This window comes from Janibacter hoylei PVAS-1, assembly GCF_000297495.1.
Lineage (GTDB): Bacteria > Actinomycetota > Actinomycetes > Actinomycetales > Dermatophilaceae > Janibacter > Janibacter hoylei.
Genome location: NZ_ALWX01000043.1, coordinates 39,708 through 59,785 on the forward strand (window position 1 = coordinate 39,708; position 20,078 = coordinate 59,785).

A 20,078-nucleotide genomic window follows, 5' to 3' on the forward strand; every position below is an offset into this window, starting at 1 on the left:
TACGACCCGACTGACGACGAAGAGCGTTGCCCCCCCAACGGGGGTGGCGCTCTTCGTCGTTTTCGACATGCGGGGCCCCGCGGTCGCCGATATGGTCCGGACACCGCCACCCCCTGTGACTCCAGTCACACGCGTAAGCGCCCCACCCGGGCGCGTCTTCGAGAGGACCACGCATGTCCAGAGCTCGCCACCGCCACACCAGAACGATCGCCGCAGCCGCGGCCGCCACCCTGTCCGTCGCCCTCGTCGGGCAGGGCGTGGTGACCGCCACCGCGGCGCCCACCACGTCGGGCGCCGCCACCGCCGAGGGCTCGCCGGCCGCCGGTGACCCGCACGACCATCTTCCCGACCTCGACACCCGCGCCACCCGCAGCGCCGCCCCGTCGAGCACCCAGCGCTCGGCGGCCGCCGACGACGGCCGCTCCCCCAGCGCCCGCAGCGCGACGGGCCGCGGCACGATCACCTGGAACCGCTTCGGGTCGGTCGAGACGATGACCCCGACGAGCGCGAAGGGGGACCTCTCCGCCGGCTTGGGCAAGGACCCGGAGGCCGCCGCCCGCGCCTTCCTCGACAAGGAGCGCTCCACCTTCGGCCTGACGAGCGCCGACATCGCCGACATGGAGCACGTCGCGACCAACCGCATCGGCTCGAGCGACGTCGTCATGCTCCGGCAGCAGATCGACGGCCTGGCCGCCGGGCTAGACGGCCTCGTCGTCGTCGCGGTCGACGGCGGCACCGCCCGCTACGTCAACTCCTCGCTCGCCCCGACGTCGTCCACGGCCCGGCGGGCACCGGCCGCAGCCGGGATGACCCCCGAGAAGGCCCTCGGCCACGCCGCGAAGAACATCGGCCACCCGGCGACCGGCATCGCGAAGGTCTCGTCCCGGTCGGCCTCCGCCAGCTCGTCGTGGACGACCCTCACGGCCACCGGTCTCCAGGGCCAGCAGCAGGTGAAGAAGGTCGCGGTCCCCGTACCCGGCGGCGCCGCCCGCACGGCCTACCACGTCGTCACCCGCGTGGGTGCCGACGAGGGCTACTCGGTCTACGTCGACGCCGCCGACGGCTCGATCATCGCCCGGGAGAGCCTCGTCGACTTCGACAGCGACAACCCGTCGTGGTCGGTCTTCACCGGCACCCCCGACGCGGAGACCAGCGACACCCGCTCGATCTGGTGCTTCACCGCCGCGGCGGGCTGCGACGAGGCGGTCGGCAACGCCGCCTCCGCCTTCGGCTGGGACGTCGACCCCGCGACCAAGCTGTCGACGGGCACGACGAACGGCAACAACGCCTACACCGGCGAGCGCTGGCGCTCCGGTGGACCCGTGACGCCGGCGACCTCGAAGCCCGAGCGCGACTACGTCTTCCCCTTCACCGCACAGTGGACGAAGAAGGCCTGCGACCCGGCCAACTACACCAGCCCTGAGCGCAACGACATCGACGCCGCGACGACCAACCTCTTCGCGATGCACAACCGCATGCACGACTGGTCGTACAACCTCGGCTTCACCGAGACCGCGTGGAACATGCAGCGCGACAACGGGACGAAGGGGGGCAAGGCCGGCGACCCCGAGCTCGGCTACTCCCAGTCCGGTGCGCAGTCCGGCTCCCGCAACAACGCCAACCAGGGCACTCCCCCGGACGGCATCAGCGGCTACAGCAACATGTACCTCTGGCAGCCCCTCGCCGGGAGCTTCTACGCCCCCTGCGTCGACGGTGACTACGACATGTCGGTCATCGGCCACGAGTACGGGCACGCCATCAGCAACCGGATGGCGGGCGGCCCCGACGCGGGCCTGTCCGGGCTCCAGGCCGGCGCGATGGGCGAGTCGTGGTCCGACCTCATGGCGACGGAGTACCTGCAGGAGTGGGGCTACACCCCGGTGAGCAAACAGGCGACCCCGATGGGCGGCTACGTCACCGGGAACCCCGACCGCGGCATCCGCAACTACAACTTCAGCGACAGCCCGCTCAACTACTCCAACGTCGGCTACGACCTCACCGGCCCGCAGGTCCCCGCGGACGGCGAGATCTGGTCGGCGACGCAGTCCGACATCCGGGCCTCCTTCATGGATCGCTACGGGTCGGGCGACGCGGCGACCCAGGCCGCCTGCGCCAGCGGGGCGAAGGCGGTGGACACCTGCCCGGGCAACCGGCGCTGGATGCAACTCGTCTTCGACGCGTGGCTGCTCATGCCACGCGGCACGGTGAGCATGGTCGACGCCCGCAATGCGATGCTCGCGGCCGACCTGCTGCGTTTCGGCGGGGCCAACCAGGACCTGCTGTGGAACGGCTTCGCCGACCGCGGCCTCGGTCGGGACGCGGCGTCTGCCAGCTCGTCGACGACCGCGCCGACGCCCTCCTTCGCGTCGGCGTACGCGAAGAACGCGACCCTGCGGCTCTCCCCCACCGACGAGGACGGCCGCCCGGTGGCGGGCGCGAAGGTGTACGTCGGCGAGTACACCGCCCGCTCCCGGCCGGTGGCCGACACCGACGCGGCGAGCGACCTGGGCGAGAGCTTCGAGGTCGTGCCCGGCGAGCGGACCTACACGGTGACCGCACCGGGCAAGGCGCAGACGGTCGTCACCCTCACCGCGAAGGACAACCAGCGGCGCGACCTGCCGGTCAAGATGCGCGACAACCTCGCCAGCACTGCTGCAGGCGCGACCATCTCCGGCGACGGTGACGGCGTCGACAACCTCGTCGACGGCGACGAGGACACGACGGGCGCGACCCCGGCGAACCCCACGTCGGAGCAGAAGCGGTACACCGTGGACCTCGCCGGCGGCCGGCAGAAGATCCGTCGGGTCCAGGTGAGCGCACTCGGCGCGCCCTCGTCCGGCGTCTCACGCAACAGGTTCCAGAACCTGCGCCAGTTCAAGGTGCTGACCTGCGACGCGAAGGGCAAGGTCACCTGCGAGGAGGACGCCGACTACCGCGTCACGTACACCTCGCCGAAGGACGCCTTCCCCGGGGACGTCCCCCGGCCGGTCGCCCCGGAGCTGAAGATGCGCTCCTTCGACATCCCGCAGACCTCCGCGACGCACGTGCGCCTCGAGGTCGTCGCCAACCAGTGCCAGGGTGGTGAGCAGTTTGCGGGTGAGCAGGACGGGGACCCGGACAACGACACCGACTGCACGACGGCCTACGCGGGCAGCAGCGTCATCGCCACCACCGAGTTTCAGGTGATGCGCCGCTGAGCGTGCCCAGCAGGTCGTGCTGGTGCATCCCGTGGCGCCCCTTCCCGCCGCCAGATGCACCAGCACGACCACGTGTGCACACCGATGCGAAGGAGACGGAAGATCAGCGTGCGGTCCGCAGCTCGCCGGCAGCGACGAGACGGTCGCGGCGGCCGTGCCAGGGCTTGTCCCACGACATCTGCTCGGGGACGAGGGCCTCGCCGCAGTGGCTGCACGTCTCGCCCCGCGTCGTCTTCCGGCCGCAGCCCTCGTGGATCAGCGCCATGTGACCACCACCGGAGGGCGTGGGCGTGTGCCGCTCTCCCCAGATGGCCAGTTGCTGGAGGACGGGTAGCAGCTCGGCGGCGGCCTCGGTGGCCGCATAGCCCTGCCGGGTCCGGCCGCCGTCGTCGTAGTCCACCCGCTCGAGCAGCCCCGCCTCGACCATGGCCCGCAGCCGGCGGCTGAGGACGGCCTCCGAGATGCCGAGGTTGTCGCGCAGGGTGTCGAATCGACCCGGCCGTGCAGGACGTCACGGATGATGAGCAGGACCCACCCGTCACCGAGGACGTCGAGCGAACGACGGATCGGGCACAGCTCGTCGGACCAGTCGGAGCGAAACGGCATGGGCGGACCTCTCACGGGTGGACTGCTGCCGGCAGCCTAACTTCCCTGACGAAAGTCGTGAGGGTCGCTCAACGAGTCAGGCCCTGCCGCGTTACCGCTGGCAGGGCCTGTTCCGTCTGTCTCAACACAGAGCGCGCCCGTAGGGATTCGAACCCCAAACCTTCTGATCCGTAGTCAGATGCTCTATCCGTTGAGCTACGGGCGCTCGCCGCCGGTCTCCGGCGACAAGTGAAGAGAGTACCTGCTCCCGGCCGCGCGGCGAAATCGACGGACGTCAGGAGGTCTGGGCGCTCTGCGGGTCGCTCGGCTGGTCGTTCGGCAGGGTGCCCTGCTGGCCCATCTGGCCGGGAGCCTGCTGCTGACCCCGCTGACCGGGGACCTGCTGCTGGTTCTGCCCGCCCTGCTGTCCGTGCTGTCCCTGCTGCTGGCCGCCGGGGAAGCCCTGACCACCGCCGGGGCCACCCCCTTCGCGCCCCGTGCTGCCCTGCTCGACGGTCGCGGCCGCGGCGACGGCACCGGCCGAGCTCAGGCCGATCGCGAGGGCCGCAGCGACGGCGGTCTTGCGGCCCCGCCAACGCGGCGGGTTGATGGCCGGCGCGGTCTTGGGCAGCGGCGCGGTCGCCTCGGGGTCGGGCTGGGTCGGGTACTGCTGGGTCATCGGTGCTCCTGGGTCGTGGGAGGTGCTCATGGCTCCACGCTCGGACCGCTCCCTGTGGTGGCGCTGTGGCCGAGCCGTCACCCACCTACGCACCACGAGGACCGTCCGCCGATCCTTCACAGGTGACACACAGCCGACGCATGGGTTCGAAGGGGGACGAGGGGAGTTGACTGTCCTCATGGCCCAGCGCACCACGCTCTCCCCACTGACCCGAGCGGACGGCTCGCCCGTCCGCGTGCTCGTCGTCGACGACGAGCCCAACCTCACCGAGCTCGTCGCCATGGCGCTGCGCTACGAGGGGTGGGACGTGCGGACGGCCGCGACCGGCACCGAGGCCGTCCGCACGGCGCGGGAGTTCTCCCCCGACGCGGTGGTGCTCGACATGATGCTCCCCGACATCGGCGGGCTCGAGATCCTGCGCCGGATGCGTGCGGACGAGCCCGAGGTCCCGGTGCTCTTCCTCACCGCCCGCGACGCGGTCGAGGACCGGGTCGCGGGCCTCACGGCCGGCGGCGACGACTACGTCACCAAGCCCTTCAGCCTCGAGGAGGTCGTCGCCCGGGTGCGGGCGCTGCTGCGACGCACCGCCGTCGTCGCGACCGAGTCCACCTCGCTCCTCGTCGTCGGCGACCTCACCCTCGACGAGGACAGCCACGAGGTCATCCGCGGGGGCGACGAGATCTCGCTGACCGCCACGGAGTTCGAGCTGCTGCGCTACCTCATGCGCAACCCCAAGCGGGTGCTGTCCAAGGCGCAGATCCTCGACCGGGTGTGGAACTACGACTTCGGCGGGCAGGCCAACGTCGTCGAGCTCTACGTCTCCTACCTCCGCAAGAAGATCGACGCCGGGCGCGACCCGATGATCCACACGATGCGCGGCGCCGGCTACGTCCTCAAGCCGGCGAAGTGACCTCCCTCCGCCGTCCGTCGACCTGGACGCTGCGGGCCAAGCTCGTGGCGTCGGTCGTCCTGCTCTTCCTCGCCGTCACCGTCGTCATGGGAACCCTGACGAGCCTCGCCGCGCGGCAGTACCTCACCCAGCAGGTCGACGACGACCTGATGAGCGCCTCCGAGCGGTTCGTCGGCGCGATCGACGGGACCCAGCCGCCCGGGCCCGGCTCCGGGCTGCGCGGCGGGCCTCCCGCCGGCAGCGGCAACGCCGTGCTCCACCTCGTGCTGCGCGACGGCGAGGTCGCCGTCGACGAGCGCGGCAACGACCTCAACTACGCGGTCAACACCGCGGGCCGCAACGACACCCTCGACGAGGCGCAGGTCGCCGAGCTCAACGCCGCCGGCCTGAGCAGCCGTCCGCGGACCGTCGACCTCGGCGACGACATCGGCACCTACCGGCTCGTCTCCGTGCGCACGGCCGACGGGTGGACCGCGATCACCGGGGTCCCCGTCGACCCCATCGGTCGCACCGTCGGCGCCATCGTCCTCATCGTCGCCGGCTCGAGCCTCGTCGGGCTGGTCGGCGTCTGGGCCGGCGGGACCTACCTCGTGCGGCGCAACCTCCAACCCCTCGAGCGCGTCGCCGGCACCGCCCGCCGCGTCTCCGAGCTCGAGCTCGCCTCCGGCGACGTCTCCCTCGCCGAGCGCGTCCCCGACGTCGACCCGGCCACCGAGGTCGGACAGGTGGGGCTGGCCCTCAACAGCATGCTCGACAAGGTCGACGGCGCGCTGCGCGCCCGGCAGGAGTCCGAGACCCGCGTGCGGCAGTTCGTCGCCGACGCCAGCCACGAGCTGCGCACCCCCCTCGCCTCGATCCGCGGCTACGCCGAGCTGACCCGCCGCGAGACCGAGCCGGTGCCCGCCGGCGTCACCCACGCCCTGACCCGGGTCGAGTCCGAGGCGCTGCGCATGCAGGACCTCGTCGAGGACCTGCTGCTCCTCGCGCGCCTCGACACCGGGCGCCCCCTCGAGCGCGAACCCGTCGACCTCACGATGCTCGCCATCGACGTCACCGGCGACGCGCGCGCCGCCTCCCCCCACCACCGGTGGGAGCTCGACCTGCCCCCCGAGCCCGTCGAGGTCATCGGCGACCGCGCGCGACTGCACCAGGTCCTCGCCAACCTGCTCGCCAACGCACGCAACCACACCCCGCTCGGGACGACGGTACGGACCTCCCTTCGCCTGGACGAAGGGAGTGGACGCGCCCTCCTGCAGGTCCAGGACAACGGGCCCGGCATCCCAGACGCCTTGCTGCCCAACGTCTTCGAGCGCTTCACCCGAGGTGACGGGTCGCGCCAGCGCGCCTCCGGCAGCACCGGCCTCGGCCTGTCGATCGTCTCCGCCGTCACCCGCGCGCACGGCGGCGAGGTGACGGTCGAGTCGGTGCCCGGGCGGACCGTCTTCAGCCTCGCCCTGCCTGTGGGGTGAGGGGGCTCAGATTCGGTGGTTGAGGAGCGACGAAGCAGCCTCGACCCCATCCGCCACCTGGGTCTCGAGGCTCCTCGCTGGCGCTGCTCACACCTCGACCAACGGGTGACCACAGCGTGGGCACAGGCAGCAGCCCGAGCGTGGAGGCATGGACACCATGACCCTCTCACCGCCCCCCTCCACGGCGGCCGCCACACCACGCAGCCTGCCTTCACCCCCTTCGCGTCTTGCTCGGCTGTGGCGCGGCCTGGAGGCCGACCCGCGATGGGCCCGCCCCGCGCTCCTCGCCCTCCTCCTCGTCACGGCCGCCGCCTACTTCTGGAACCTCACGGCGAGCGGCTGGGCCAATGCCTTCTACTCCGCCGCCGTGCAGGCGGGCTCACAGAGTTGGAGTGCCTTCTTCTACGGCGCGTCGGACGCGGCCGGGTCGATCACCGTCGACAAGCCGCCGGCGTCCCTGTGGGTCATGGCCCTGTCCGTGCGCCTGTTCGGGCTCAACTCCTTCGCGATCCTCGCGCCCCAGGTGCTCATGGGTGTGGCGAGCGTCGGCTTCGTCCACGCGAGCGTCAAGCGCTACTGGGGCGCCGGCGCCGGCCTGCTCGCCGGCGCGGTCCTCGCGCTCACCCCGGTCGCGGTCCTGATGTTTCGCTTCAACAACCCCGACGCGCTCCTCGTGCTGCTCATGACGGCCGCCGCTTGGGCGACGATGCGCGCGATCGAGCGCGGCTCGATCCGCTGGTTCGCCCTCGTGGGTGCGCTCATCGGCTTCGGTTTCCTCACCAAGACCCTCCAGGTCCTGCTCGTCGTGCCCTTCCTCGGCATCGCCTTCCTCGTCGCCGCGGACACCACGCTGCGTCGACGGATCATCGGCTCCCTCGTCGGCATCGGCACGATGCTCGTCGGTGCCGGCTGGTGGGTGGCCATCGTCGAGCTCGTCCCGGCGAGCATGCGGCCCTACATCGGCGGCAGCCAGACCGACTCCTTCCTCGAGCTGACCTTCGGATACAACGGTCTCGGCCGGATCAACGGCAACGAGACCGGGTCCGTCGGCGGCGGCAACGGCTGGGGTGAGACCGGCATCTTCCGGATGTTCGGCAGCGGCTCCGGCGGCCAGATCTCGTGGCTCATCCCGACCGCGCTCGTCCTGCTCGCCGTCGGGCTGTGGCTGCGCGGCCGCGCCCCGCGCACCGACCAGCGACGCGCCGCCTACCTCGTCTGGGGCGGCTGGGTCGTCGTCACGATGCTCACCTTCTCCTTCATGGCCGGCATCTTCCACGACTACTACACCGTCGCCCTCGCCCCGGCTGTGGCGGTCCTCGTCGGCGCCGGTGCCGCCGAGGCCTGGGAGCGAAGGGAGGAGTCCATCGGCTCCGTGACCCTCGCCGTGGCGACCGCGACCGCGGCCGTGTGGAGCTTCGTCCTGCTCAGCCGCACCACCGAGTACGGCTGGTTGCGGGTCGCGGTCCTCGCCGTCGGCCTCGCGGCCGCTCTCCTGCTGCTCGTCATCGCCCGGGTCCACCGCCGGGCCGTCGCCGTCATCGCCGCCGCTGCGGTCCTCGCCGGCCTCGCCGGGCCTGCGGCCTACAGCGCCACCACCCTCGCGCAGGGCCACTCCGGCTCGATCGTCACCGCCGGTCCCTCGACCGGTGGCCCCGGCGGCGGCATGGGTGGTGGACGCGGTGGCACTCCTCCCCAGGCTGGCGGCGGAACGACCACCGGTCAGGGCGGCACCGGTAACGGCTCCCCCCAGGGGCCCGGCGGGACGGGGACCCGGGGCGGCACCGGGACCCAGGGCGGCACCGGAGGCGGCGGCATGGGTGGCCTGCTCGACGCGAGCACTCCCAGCACCGAGGTCGTCGCCGCCCTGTCCGCGGACGCCGACTCCTACACCTGGGTCGCCGCGGCCATCGGCTCGCAGAATGCCGCAGGCCTCCAGCTCGGCACCGAGCTGCCGGTCATGGCGATCGGGGGGTTCAACGGCTCCGACCCCTCCCCCACGCTCGCGGAGTTCCAGCAGTACGTCGAAGACGGGCGCATCCACTACTTCGTCGCCGGCGGCGGCATGGGTGGTGGCGGCATGGGTGGCTCCGGCTCCAGCTCCGAGATCTCGACCTGGGTGCAGGACAACTTCACCGAGGTGACGATCGACGGGAGCACCTTCTACGACCTCACCCAGCCGGTCTCGTCCTCGACCACCTCGACGTCGACGAACGGTGCGACGGATGTCTGAGCCGACCACCAGCCCCGTCCTCGACGTCGTCGTGCCGGTCTACAACGAGGAGCACACCCTCGGGCCGTGCGTCCGACGACTCCACGCGCACCTCGTCGCGACCTTCCCCTACCCCTTCCGGATCACGGTGGCGGACAACGCGAGCACGGACTCGACCCCCCAGGTCGCCGCCGAGCTCATCCGGGAGCTGCCGGGCGTCGCGCTGGTGCGGATGGAGGCCAAGGGCCGCGGCCGTGCGCTCAAGCAGGTGTGGCTCGCCTCCGACGCACCGGTCCTGGCCTACATGGACGTTGACCTGTCGACCGACCTGGACGCGCTGTGGCCGCTCGTCGCACCGCTGATGTCCGGCCACTCTGACCTCGCGATCGGGACACGACTGCACCCGGACAGCCGCGTCGTGCGCGGCGTGAAGCGGGAGTTCATCTCCCGGGCGTACAACCTCGTCCTGCACGCCGCGCTCGGGGCCCGCTTCTCCGACGCGCAGTGCGGCTTCAAGGCCGTGCGCGGCGACGTCGCCCGCGAGCTGCTGCCGCTCGTCGAGGACCCCACGTGGTTCTTCGACACCGAGCTGCTCGTCATCGCCGAGCGCTCCGGGCTGCGGATCCACGAGGTACCCGTCGACTGGTGGGACGACCCCGACAGTCGAGTCGACGTCGTCGGGACCGCGTCCGACGATCTGCGGGGCGTCTGGCGCATGCAGCGCACCTTCGCCGCGGGGCTGTTGCCCGTCGAGGACATCCGGCAGCGCATGGGGCGGATCCCCCCTTCGTCGGGGGTCGGGGCGCACGTCGTGCGCTTCGGCGTCGTGGGCGTGGCCTCGACCCTGCTCCACCTCGGCCTCTTCGCCGCGCTCGTCACGGCGACCGGCCTCGGCTCGCAGACGGCCAACGTCGCCGCGCTGCTCGTCGCGACCGTCGCCAACACCTGGGCCAACCGTCGATGGACCTTCGGCATCCGCGGGAGCGCAGGCAGCCTGCGTCACCAGCTGCAGGGGCTGCTCGTCTTCGGCGCGACGTGGGCGATGACCTCGGGTGCGCTCGGGCTGCTCCACGCTGCCTGGCCGGCCACTCCCGTCACGGTCGAGACGGTCGTCATCGGGGTCGCCAACATCGCGGCGACCGTCGTCAAGTTCGTCGCGATGCGCTCGTGGATCTTCGCCGACCGGGGCGAGCCCGACCTGCCGGCGGGCTCCGTCGACGCCGCGGCCGACGAGTCGAGCGCGGAGCGCGAGGTGGAGGCCGTCCACTGAGCCCGCGGTGGCCGCGGCCATGATGGAGGCATGGCCCACGACCCGTACCGGCGCCTCGCGCCGCGCACCGCCGAGGACCTGCGAGCGGTGGAGGACCGGCCCCCGAGATGGTGGCCCGAGGCCCGTCGGGCCGCGGGCTACGGGGCCGGGGCCTTCGCCTTCTTCTCCGGTGTTTTCCTCTTGTCCCTCACCGGGTGGTTGCGCTACAGCCCGGCGTCGAGCGACACCATCGAGGCCGACGTCGGGTGGGTGGCGATCCTCGCCGTCGGGTGCGGCTTCATGTGGCCCTTCCTGCTCCTGTCCACGGAGCGCGACGACCACGGCTACCCGCGGCGCAACCTCACGAGCATCCTCCTGCCTGCGCTGCTCGTGGTCAGCGCCATCGGTACCGCCGCGGTGACGGGATGGTCCCTGCTCATGGACGGGCGTGCTCCGACGGACTCGGTCCTGATGACGATCACTTCGGACCCGATCTCGCTGCTCACCGTCGTCGCAGCGCTCGTCGCGACGCACGCGTGGTGCACCACCTGCGTGCTCGGCTTCGTGCGTCCCGGCTGCCTGCGGCTGGGCCTCGGCCTGCCGACGTGGTTCGTCGTCGCGGGGCTGTGCTTCTGGCGTGCGGTGGTGTCCTTCGAGGAGCCGCCATCCGCGGCCCGGGCACTCGTCTGGGCCGTCGTCGCGGGTCTCGGCCTCGCTGCGCTCGCGCTCCTGGCCCTGGTCGACGAGACCTGGGGCGAGCCGTCAACCCGGGCGTGGAGATGACGAGACCCCGGCCGCACGTGGCGACCGGGGTCTCGTCCGCTGGCGGAGGCGGAGGGATTTGAACCCTCGATGGGCGGTTAGCCCAAACCGCATTAGCAGTGCGGCGCCATAGACCGGACTAGGCGACGCCTCCAGACAACCCGGACAGAGTATCTGCCGGGTGCGCAGCGCTCCAACTCGGGTGGGCGACAGGTCGCCCACCCGACCGTCAGCCGCAGATGTCCTGGTCGGCCGTGCGGCTCTTGACCGCCGTCGGCGCCGGCGGTGCCGTCACCGAGTGCGACGGCAGGGGGTCTGTGCCCTCCCGGTTGGGGACCTCACGGGCGGGGTCGGCCCCGGCGCCGATGACGAGACGGGTGGCCCCCTTCGTCAGCTGGGGGTCGACCTTGAGCTTGGCGCCCGGGTAGGCGGCGGCCACGGTCCGCGCGGAGGCGGTGTCACCGCGCGCGTGGTGGACGACGACGCCCGTCACCGAGGAGGTCGGGGCGACGTCGGCGATCTGGACGCCGAAGCCCTGCACCTCGAGAGCAGCCGCCTCCTGCGCCGCCAGCCCGGTCACGCCGGTGTCGTTGACGACGCTGACGGTGATCTCCGACGGTGCGACCGTGGGCTTCGGCGCGGCCTTGGTCTCGCGCTTGGCCCCGGGCAGCGCCGTGTCGTTGCGGACGGCGGCCCACAGCTCGTCGGAGGCCTCGGTGCGCCACTGCACCCGGTTGGTGTCGGCGGGGTAGGGCTCGGTCGGCACGGTGACGAAGACGAGCTCTCCCGTCCCCAGGTCCCTGAGGCTCGAGGCGATCGAGGTGAGCCGGGTCAGGCTGAGGTCCTCGTCTGCCGTCATGGACTTCGTGGCCGCGTCGAGGAATCGGTACAGCCGGTCCGGGCGCAGGAGCAGGGAGGTCTTCGTCGCCTCCTGGGCCATCGACGACATGAAGGCCTGCTGGCGCTCGATGCGCTGCAGGTCCGAGCCGTCCCCCAGGGTCTTGCGCATGCGCACGTACCCGAGAGCGTCCTTGCCGTCGAGGCGCTGGCGACCGGCCGGCAGGTCGATCTGGGCGTCCGCGTCGGACACCGGCTTGGGCAGGCACACGTCGACGCCCCCCAGGCCGTCGACCATCGACTGGAACCCGCTGAAGTCGACGACTGCGACGTGGTCGATGTAGATCCCCGTCAGCCCCTCGAGCGTCTTGACCGTGCAGGCCGGACCGCCCTGGTTGAAGTTGTCGTTCCACCGACGCACCTCGCCGTTGGCGACGGTGGACTTGGGATCGGCGCAGTCCGTCGGTGCCTGCGTCATCGAGTCCCGCGGGATCGAGATGACATAGGCGGACTCACGGTCCGCGGAGATGTGCACGAGCAGGTTGGTGTCGGATCGCGCCCCGCCCTCGGCGGTCCCCGTGCCGTACTCGGTCGTGCCGAGCCCCTCGCGGGTGTCGGACCCGATGACCAGGATGTTGAGTGCGCCGTCGACGTCGTCGGGACGTTCGGCCGACCCGTGCGCGATGTCGACGCGCGAGACGTTGTTGCCGAGGTGCATCGTGACACCGAGCCCGGCGGCGACGACGAGCGCCGCCCCCGCACCCGTCACCTTCAGAGCCCGGCGTCGCAGCCGCGCGCGCCGGGCGAGGCGGTGCTCGCGGCGGGCCGCTCGAGTGGTGCCGCCGGTGTGGTGCTCGGCCCGGGTGGCACCCACGGAGGTGGTCACCCGGTCGCGCCGGCGGGGCCGTCTCCTCGGAGCCCCGCGCCGGTTGGCGGGGGGCTGGTGCTGGGCGCCGTCATCCATCGGGGGACACACTAGCCGCACATGCCGAAGGCCCCCACCATCTGGTGGGGGCCTTCGAGGGTGCGCGGTGAGATCACCGCATCACTGGTGCGTCGTCTCAGACGGGACGGACGCGCTCAGCCTGCGGGCCCTTCGGGCCCTGGGTGATCTCGAACTCGACGCGCTGCGCCTCGTCGAGCGACCGGTAGCCGGTCGTGTCGATCGCGGAGTAGTGAACGAACACGTCGGGGCCGCCGCCGTCCTGGGCGATGAAGCCAAAGCCCTTCTCAGCGTTGAACCACTTAACGGTGCCCTGTGCCATGGGGTGAATCTTCTTTCCTGTTGAACAATCCGGGCCCGCAGGTCGCGGTCCCTTGTGCAAGCTGCAAAGCTCCCCTCGGCAGGGGTACACGCCCCTGGTAACACTGTGAGCCCGGCGTGGCGGCCGACCCCATTCGCATCATGCGAGAAGTTCTGTACTGCAACTACGAGAGCGACGCTACCAGCAAACCTCTGCGGGAGCATGGTCACGCACGCGGGAAGGTGCGGACGGCCGCCTGGCCGTCACCCCGCGAGCCGGTGCACCTCGTCGATCGCATCGACGTAGCCGCGCACCCCACGCCCGACGACCTCTGCGCTCGCCACGTCGGCGAGGTAGGAGAAGGCACGGAAGGGCTCACGCGCTCGGATGTCCGAGATGTGCACCTCGATGACCGGTCCGGCGACCGCGGCCAGTGCGTCCCGGATCGCCACGGAGGTGTGCGTCCAGCCGCCGGCGTTGACGACGAGCCCGATGGCGCTGCGGCGCACCTCGTGGATCGCGTCGATCATGACGCCCTCGTGGTTGGTCTGGCGGAAGTCGAGATGCCACCCCAGCGCGTCGGTGCGCGCCCGGCACAGGGCCTCGACGTCGGCGAGCGTCTCGTGGCCGTAGACCTCGGGCTCACGCTCGCCGAGCAGATTGAGGTTGGGTCCGTTGAGCACCACGAGGGCGGGCCGGGATGTCATGCGGAGGGCGTGGGATTCGAACCCACGATGACGTTGCCGCCATAGCGGTTTTCAAGACCGCCGCACTAGGCCACTATGCGAGCCCTCCTCGCCTGCCGCGCGGCAGGCGAGTCCACGGTAGGCCATGATGAGTGTGGGTAGTGTCGGGGTGAGCCGACCACCAGATCGAAAGGACTCCCATGTCGAAGATCTCCTTCCTCCTCGGTGCCGCCGCCGGGTACGTGCTCGGGGCCAGGGCTGGCCGTCAGCGCTACGAGCAGATCCGCTCCGGCGCCGCCAAGGCCTGGCAGTCGTCAGCCGGTGCAGCAGCAGGTCGCGACCGCGAAGCACGCCGCCAAGACGAAGGCCGCCCCTGCCGCGCTCGATGCCGTGAGCAGCGCAGCCTCCGTCGCCGGCGACAAGATGCGCGAGGGCGCCAGCAAGATCACGGGCGACCCGTCGCGCGACGTCCCGAGCGGCGTCGCGGCGGACACGCAGGGCCCGTCGACCTACCCGCTCGGCGACGGCCCGACGCCCGCCTGACCCTTCGAGACGGTCGCTGCGCGACCTCCGGGTCCTGAGGAGGGAGTCCGCGCAGCGGGCGAGCGTCTCGAAGGGCAGGGCCCGTGGCGACACGACGAAGGGAGGGTACCCACCGGTCATCGGTGGGTCCCCTCCCTTCGAGGCTCGCTGGCGCTCGCACCTCAGGGCCCGGCGAGCGGACTCAGATGAAGAGCGCCGGGTCCGCGTAGAGCAGCTCCTGCGGCGAGCGGCCCGTGGTGTCCTCGAGCGCCGGGAACCGGTACTGCGCCGGGATGCCCGTGGCGACGGCGCCGGTCGGCACGTCCTTGACGACGACCGAGTTGGCCCCGACCTTGACATTGCTGCCGACGTGCACGTCGCCGAGGATCTTGGCCCCGGCGCCGACCATGACCTTGTCCCCCAGCGTCGGGTGACGCTTGACCCGCTTGCCGGAGGTGCCGCCGAGCGTCACGCCGTGGAAGAGCATGACGTCGTCTCCAACAACCGCCGTCTCGCCGATGACCACACCCATGCCGTGGTCGATGAAGAAGCGGCGCCCGATGTGCGCACCCGGGTGGATCTCGATCCCCGTGAAGGAGCGCGAGAGGTAGGCGAGCACACGCGCGGGCCACTTGCCGCCGGGACGCACCCACCAGCGGTGGGCGATGCGGTGCAGCCAGATGGCGTGCAGCCCGGCAGAGGTCAGGAGCACGACCCACCGCGAGGTCGCGGCGGGGTCGCGCTCCATGGCCGCGGCGAGATCCTCACGGATCGTGGCGCGGATCGGCAGGTGGGCGGCCACGGTCAGTCGAGGAGCCCTTCGAAGAGCGGGGTGGAGAGGTATCGCTCGCCGAAGCTCGGGATGATGACGACGATCGTCTTGCCGGCATTCTCCGGCCTGCGGGCCACCTGGTCAGCCGCCGCAAAGGCGGCGCCGGAGGAGATGCCGACGAGCAGACCCTCGTCGGTGGCCGATCGACGCGCCCAGTCCATAGCCGTCGGGGCGTCGATGTCGATGACCTCGTCGTAGATCTCGGTGTCGAGGATGTCGGGCACGAAGTTGGCGCCCAGTCCCTGGATCTTGTGCGGGCCGGGGGCACCCCCGTTGAGGATCGGGGACTCGGCCGGCTCGACCGCGATGATCTGGACGTCCGACTTCTGCGAGCGCAGGTAGCGTCCGGCGCCGGTGATGGTGCCGCCGGTGCCGATGCCGGAGATGAGGATGTCGACCTTGCCGTCGGTGTCCTCCCAGATCTCCGGACCCGTGGTCTTCTCGTGGATCGCCGGGTTGGCGGCGTTGGCGAACTGCTTGGCCTGGACGGCGCCGCGCTCGGCGGCGATCTCCTCGGCCTTCTCGACCGCACCCTTCATGCCCTTGGCGCCCTCGGTGAGGACGAGCTCAGCACCGTAGGCGCGCAGGAGCGCACGGCGCTCCTTGGACATCGTCTCCGGCATGGCCAGGACGACGTTGTAACCGCGGGCCGCGCCGACCATGGCCAGAGCGATGCCCGTATTGCCGGAGGTCGCCTCGACGATCGTGCCGCCCGGCTTGAGGTCACCGGAGGCCTCGGCCGCGTCGATGATCGCGGCGCCGATGCGGTCCTTGACCGAGTTGGCCGGGTTGTAGAACTCGAGCTTCGCGGCGACGGTCGCCTCGGACTCGATGATCCGGTTGATCCGCACGAGCGGGGTGCGGCCGACGAGCTTGGTGGCGTCTTCGTAGATGGGCAACGCGGGTCCTTCCCTCGGGAGTCGAGTGCCGCGATGAGTGCGGCGGGCACGTCCGCGACAACGAACGCGACGTTATGGATATTCCAACACCGCGTTATCTGTCGGTGCAAGCGGGTCTCACCGCCGACGGGCGAAGGGGGCACACCCCCTTCGTCCGAGGCCGCGACGGGGCGGTGAGGCTACCCTCAGGTGACGAGTGACGCACCTCTGCGGTGCTGTCGACACAGGGGTCGAGTCCTAGACTCGGACCCATGTCTGCCCTCCAGATCGTCGCGATCATCCTCGGGGTCGGGATCACCATCGTCGGATGGGGCCTGCTCGCTCGAGCCGTCAAGCACTTCGTCACCGTCTTCAAGCTCGGAGCGTCGACGCCGGCCAAGGAGCGCACGGGCCAGCCCGGCGCGCGCACGGCGACGCTGCTGCGGGAGTTCCTCGGCCACACCCGGATGTCGCGACTGCCCATCGTGGCGATCGCCCACTGGGTCACGATGATCTCCTTCGGGGTCCTCTTCCTGACCCTGGTGCAGGCGACCTTCCAGCTCTTCGACCCGCACTTCGTGCTGCCGCTCATCGGCCACTTCTTCGTCTACGAGTGGATCACCGAGCTCTTCGCGATGACGGGCATCGTCACGATCGTCATGCTCATGGTCATCCGGCAGCGGAGCCACCCGCGCTCGGCCGCCGGTGACGAGGGCCGCAAGTCCCGCTTCTTCGGCTCGACCTTCTGGCAGGCCTACTACGTCGAGCTGACCATCCTCGGCGTCGGCATCTGCATCGCCCTGCTGCGCGGCCTGGAGCGGGCGCTCCTGCTCAACACCGGTGAGACCGACCACGCATCGCTGCTGCACTTCCCGCTGACCGGCTGGCTCGGCTCGCTCTTCTCGGGCATGTCCGTCGGGGCGCTCGAGGCGGGCATCGTCGTCGTCGCGCTGATCAAGCTGCTCATCTCGTACGCCTGGATGATCACCATCTCGATCAACCCGACGATGGGTGTCGCGTGGCACCGCTTCCTCGCCTTCTTCAACATCTACTTCAAGCGTCACGCCGACGGCCGTACCTCCCTGGGTGAGCTGCAGCCGATGCTCGTCGACGGCAAGCCCTTCTCCATGGAGGTCATGGAGGAGATGGAGGAGGACTCGACCCTCGGCGTCGGCAAGGTCGAGGACTTCACGTGGAAGGGCCTGCTCGACTTCTCCACGTGCACCGAGTGCGGCCGCTGCCAGAGCCAGTGCCCCGCCTGGAACACCGAGAAGCCCCTCTCCCCCAAGCTGCTCATGATGACGCTGCGCGACCACGCGCACGCCAAGGCGCCCTACCTCGCTGCGGCACAGGGCGTCTCGGGCGTCTACACCCCGGCGAGCGCAGCGAAGGGCCAGACCGCCGACGGTGCCGTCGCCTTCGGTGGCGCCGAGGCCGTCCAGGCCGAGGGCGCCGTCGCGACGGCCGAGCCGGACGCGATCAACTGGGGCGAGATGTCGCTCGTCGGCCAGACCGGGTACGACATCGACCACCCGCTGTCGGCCTACAACCCGCACGGCCCCGATGCGGTCATCGACGAGGACGTCCTGTGGTCGTGCACCACCTGTGGCGCCTGCGTCGAGCAGTGCCCCGTCGACATCGAGCACGTCGACCACATCGTCGACATGCGGCGCTACCAGAACCTCATCGAGTCGGCCTTCCCGAGCGAGCTCGGCGGCCTCTTCAAGAAGCTCGAGTCCAAGGGCAACCCGTGGGGCATGGGCGCCAAGGCGCGCATGGACTGGGCGAAGGACCTCCCCTTCACCGTCAAGGTGCTCGGCGAGGACGTCGAGTCGGCCGACGACGTCGACTACCTCTTCTGGGTCGGCTGCGCCGGCGCCTACGAGGACCGCGCCAAGAAGACGACGCGCGCCGTGGCCGAGCTCTTCGACCACGCCGGCGTGGACTTCGCGGTCCTCGGCAACGGCGAGACCTGCACCGGTGACTCCGCCCGCCGCGCGGGCAACGAGGTGCTCTTCCAGATGCTCGCGGAGCAAAACGTCGAGACGCTCAACGAGCTCGGCGCGACGAAGATCGTCGTCACGTGCGCGCACTGCTTCAACACGATCAAGAACGAGTACCCGCAGCTCGGCGGCAAGTACGAGGTGCTGCACCACACGCAGCTGCTCAACCGCCTCGTCCGCGAGAAGAAGATCGTCCCGGTCAACCGCCCCGAGGGCCCGCGCAAGTCGAGCCTGAAGGACGTCGCGTCGTCCGCGCCGTCGGTGACCTACCACGACCCGTGCTACCTGGGTCGTCACAACAACGTCTACGCCCCGCCGCGTGAGCTCATCTCGGCCCTGCCGGGTGTCGAGCTCAAGGAGATGGAGCGGACCAAGGAGAAGTCCTTCTGCTGCGGCGCCGGTGGTGCCCGCATGTGGATGGAGGAGCAGCTCGGCTCGCGGATCAACCTCAACCGCACCGAGGAGGCCATCGCGACCGGCGCCGACCGGATCGCCGTGGGCTGCCCCTTCTGCCGCGTCATGCTCAGCGACGGCCTGACGGCCAAGCAGTCCGAGGGTGCGTCCGAGGACATCGAGGTCGTCGACGTGGCCCAGATGCTGCTCGCGTCGGTCAAGGAGGCGGTCGTCCCCGCGAAGGGCGGCACCACCGAGGCGCAGGAGCAGGCCGAGGCCGAGCCCAAGACCGCCGTCCCCGCGCCCACCGAGGGTGAGGGAGCGAAGGGGGCGACCCCCGCCGCTCCGAGCGAGGCCGAGACCGCGCAGACCGCTGCCGCGGTCGAGGAGGCCGGCGAGGACCCGCAGGCCGTCGCCGGTCGCGAGACCGCTGCGGACAAGAACGCCGCTCCCTCGTGGGAGACCGGCGCTGCCGTGGGTGCTGGTGGGGCCGCAGCCGGTGCTGGTGCGGCCGCCACCGACTCGTCCCCTGCGGACAAGAACGCCGCTCCGTCGTGGGAGACCGGCTCGGCTGCCGAGAAGAACGCCGCCCCCTCCTGGGAGACCGGTTCGGCCGCGGAGAAGAACGCCGCCCCGTCCTGGGAGACCGGTGCCACCGCCCCGGCCACCGAGGCACCCAAGGCCGAGGAGCCGAAGGCGGACGCCACCGCCGCCGAGAAGAACGCCGCTCCCTCCTGGGAGACCGGCGCTGCTGCCCCGGCGGCTGAGGCGCCCAAGGCCGAGACCGACACCGCGACGGCTCCGGCCGCTGACGACTCGGTCGCGGCGAAGAACGCCGCTCCCTCCTGGGAGACCGGCGCTGCCGCCCCGGCGCCCGCTGCCGAGGCCCCGGCCACCACCGAGGCTCCGGCCGAGGCGGAGGACGAGGCGACCCCGGTCGAGGAGTCCGCTCCCCAGGCCGAGGCCGAGCAGGCTGCACCGGCGGCGGCCACCCCGGCAGCCACGGCCACGGGTGACAGCGACCTCGCGGCCAAGAACGCGGCGCCGTCCTGGGAGACCGGCGCTGCCGCCCCGGCCGCCGCTCCCGCTGCTGCCGCTCCCGCTGAGGAGGCCGCCGCCGCGGCTCCGGCCGAGGCGGAGGACGAGGCGACCCCGGCCGAGGAGTCCGCTCCCCAGGCCGAGGCCGAGCAGGCTGCACCGGCAGCTGCGCCCACGGGTGACAGCGACCTCGCGGCCAGGAACGCGGCGCCGTCCTGGGAGACCGGTGCTGCCGCCCCGGCACCCGCCGCCGAGGCCCCGACCACCACCGAGGCTCCGGCCGAGGCGGAGGACGAGGCCCCTGCCGCCGAGGCCACCCCGGCCAAGGAAGCCGCTCCCCAGCCCGAGGTCGAGGAGGCACCTGCGGCCGAGGCCCCGGTCACCGAGGCTGCGGCCGAGGTGGAGGACGAGGCACCTGCCGCCTCCACCGAGGCCCCTGCGGCCTCGGCCGACGACAGCAACCTGTCGGAGCTGGCGAAGAAGAACGCCAACCCCTCCTGGGAGTGACCTCCCGCTGACGACGAGAGGGCCGCCCACCGATCCGGTGGGCGGCCCTTTCGTCTGTGACCAGCGGGTACGACGAGA

General features: G+C 71.4%; 15 protein-coding genes and 3 tRNA genes. 8 read left to right on the forward strand and 10 right to left on the reverse strand.

The window, feature by feature from the left end; translation table 11 throughout:
• Positions 1 to 173: 173 nt before the first annotated feature.
• Positions 174 to 3,197, forward strand: coding sequence for a M36 family metallopeptidase (locus B277_RS09755; protein ID WP_007927736.1), 3,024 nt, complete (start codon positions 174 to 176; stop codon positions 3,195 to 3,197).
• Between the two features lie 103 nt (positions 3,198 to 3,300).
• Here the strand turns inward: B277_RS09755 and B277_RS09760 are convergent, their stop codons facing one another.
• The 3 genes from B277_RS09760 to B277_RS09770 all read right to left on the reverse strand — a co-directional run bounded on the left by B277_RS09760 (position 3,301) and on the right by B277_RS09770 (position 4,491).
• Positions 3,301 to 3,678 carry a winged helix-turn-helix transcriptional regulator gene (locus B277_RS09760; protein ID WP_338009756.1) on the reverse strand — a complete coding sequence of 126 codons (378 nt, stop codon included), beginning with the start codon at positions 3,676 to 3,678 and terminating at the stop codon, positions 3,301 to 3,303.
• A gap of 257 nt (positions 3,679 to 3,935) precedes the next feature.
• A tRNA-Arg gene (locus tag B277_RS09765) sits at positions 3,936 to 4,008 on the reverse strand.
• Between the two features lie 69 nt (positions 4,009 to 4,077).
• Positions 4,078 to 4,491, reverse strand: a complete 414-nt coding sequence (locus tag B277_RS09770; RefSeq protein WP_128277200.1) for a hypothetical protein — start codon at positions 4,489 to 4,491, stop codon at positions 4,078 to 4,080.
• Between the two features lie 148 nt (positions 4,492 to 4,639).
• Between B277_RS09770 and B277_RS09775 the strand changes: the two genes are divergently transcribed.
• From B277_RS09775 to B277_RS09795, 5 genes are all read left to right on the forward strand, one after another.
• Positions 4,640 to 5,371, forward strand: a complete 732-nt coding sequence (locus tag B277_RS09775) for a response regulator transcription factor (protein ID WP_007927739.1) — start codon at positions 4,640 to 4,642, stop codon at positions 5,369 to 5,371.
• Positions 5,368 to 6,840, forward strand: a complete 1,473-nt coding sequence (locus B277_RS09780; protein WP_007927740.1) for a sensor histidine kinase — start codon at positions 5,368 to 5,370, stop codon at positions 6,838 to 6,840. The genes B277_RS09775 and B277_RS09780 overlap by 4 nt, the downstream gene beginning before the upstream one ends.
• Positions 6,841 to 6,988: 148 nt before the next feature.
• On the forward strand, positions 6,989 to 9,070 hold the full coding sequence (locus B277_RS09785) for an ArnT family glycosyltransferase (RefSeq protein WP_007927742.1): 2,082 nt from the start codon (positions 6,989 to 6,991) through the stop codon (positions 9,068 to 9,070).
• Positions 9,063 to 10,319, forward strand: a complete 1,257-nt coding sequence (locus tag B277_RS09790; protein ID WP_007927744.1) for a bifunctional glycosyltransferase family 2/GtrA family protein — start codon at positions 9,063 to 9,065, stop codon at positions 10,317 to 10,319. Before B277_RS09785 ends, B277_RS09790 begins: the two co-directional genes overlap by 8 nt.
• 30 nt (positions 10,320 to 10,349) lie before the next feature.
• Positions 10,350 to 11,081 (forward strand): hypothetical protein, encoded by a 732-nt coding sequence (locus B277_RS09795; RefSeq protein WP_007927746.1) that lies wholly within the window; start codon positions 10,350 to 10,352, stop codon positions 11,079 to 11,081.
• Between the two features lie 40 nt (positions 11,082 to 11,121).
• Here the strand turns inward: B277_RS09795 and B277_RS09800 are convergent.
• The 5 genes from B277_RS09800 to B277_RS09820 form a co-directional block, all read right to left on the reverse strand.
• Positions 11,122 to 11,214: transfer RNA gene (locus B277_RS09800), tRNA-Ser, on the reverse strand.
• Positions 11,215 to 11,289: 75 nt separating this feature from the next.
• The gene (locus B277_RS09805) at positions 11,290 to 12,783 is read right to left on the reverse strand and encodes an LCP family protein (RefSeq protein ID WP_007927748.1); all 1,494 of its coding nucleotides are present in this window, start codon (positions 12,781 to 12,783) and stop codon (positions 11,290 to 11,292) included.
• 175 nt (positions 12,784 to 12,958) lie between these two features.
• Entirely contained in the window at positions 12,959 to 13,162 is a 204-nt protein-coding gene (locus B277_RS09810; RefSeq protein ID WP_007927749.1) for a cold-shock protein, read from the reverse strand.
• Between the two features lie 242 nt (positions 13,163 to 13,404).
• Positions 13,405 to 13,848, reverse strand: a complete 444-nt coding sequence (locus B277_RS09815) for a type II 3-dehydroquinate dehydratase (protein ID WP_040881306.1) — start codon at positions 13,846 to 13,848, stop codon at positions 13,405 to 13,407.
• A 1-nt stretch (position 13,849) separates the two neighbouring features.
• Positions 13,850 to 13,936, reverse strand: a tRNA-Ser gene (locus tag B277_RS09820).
• Between the two features lie 212 nt (positions 13,937 to 14,148).
• Between B277_RS09820 and B277_RS09825 the strand changes: the two genes are divergently transcribed.
• Positions 14,149 to 14,370 (forward strand): hypothetical protein, encoded by a 222-nt coding sequence (locus tag B277_RS09825; RefSeq protein WP_007927751.1) that lies wholly within the window; start codon positions 14,149 to 14,151, stop codon positions 14,368 to 14,370.
• A gap of 181 nt (positions 14,371 to 14,551) precedes the next feature.
• Here the strand turns inward: B277_RS09825 and cysE are convergent, their stop codons facing one another.
• Complete coding sequence (gene cysE / locus B277_RS09830) at positions 14,552 to 15,151, reverse strand: serine O-acetyltransferase (protein WP_007927752.1); 600 nt, start codon at positions 15,149 to 15,151, stop codon at positions 14,552 to 14,554.
• A gap of 2 nt (positions 15,152 to 15,153) precedes the next feature.
• A complete protein-coding gene (gene cysK / locus B277_RS09835; RefSeq protein ID WP_007927753.1) occupies positions 15,154 to 16,080 on the reverse strand; it encodes a cysteine synthase A in 927 nt (308 codons plus the stop codon).
• A 251-nt stretch (positions 16,081 to 16,331) separates the two neighbouring features.
• On the opposite strand from cysK, the gene B277_RS19920 reads away from it, so the two are divergent.
• On the forward strand, positions 16,332 to 20,000 hold the full coding sequence (locus tag B277_RS19920; RefSeq protein ID WP_007927754.1) for a heterodisulfide reductase-related iron-sulfur binding cluster: 3,669 nt from the start codon (positions 16,332 to 16,334) through the stop codon (positions 19,998 to 20,000).
• The last annotated feature ends 78 nt before the right edge of the window (positions 20,001 to 20,078 follow it).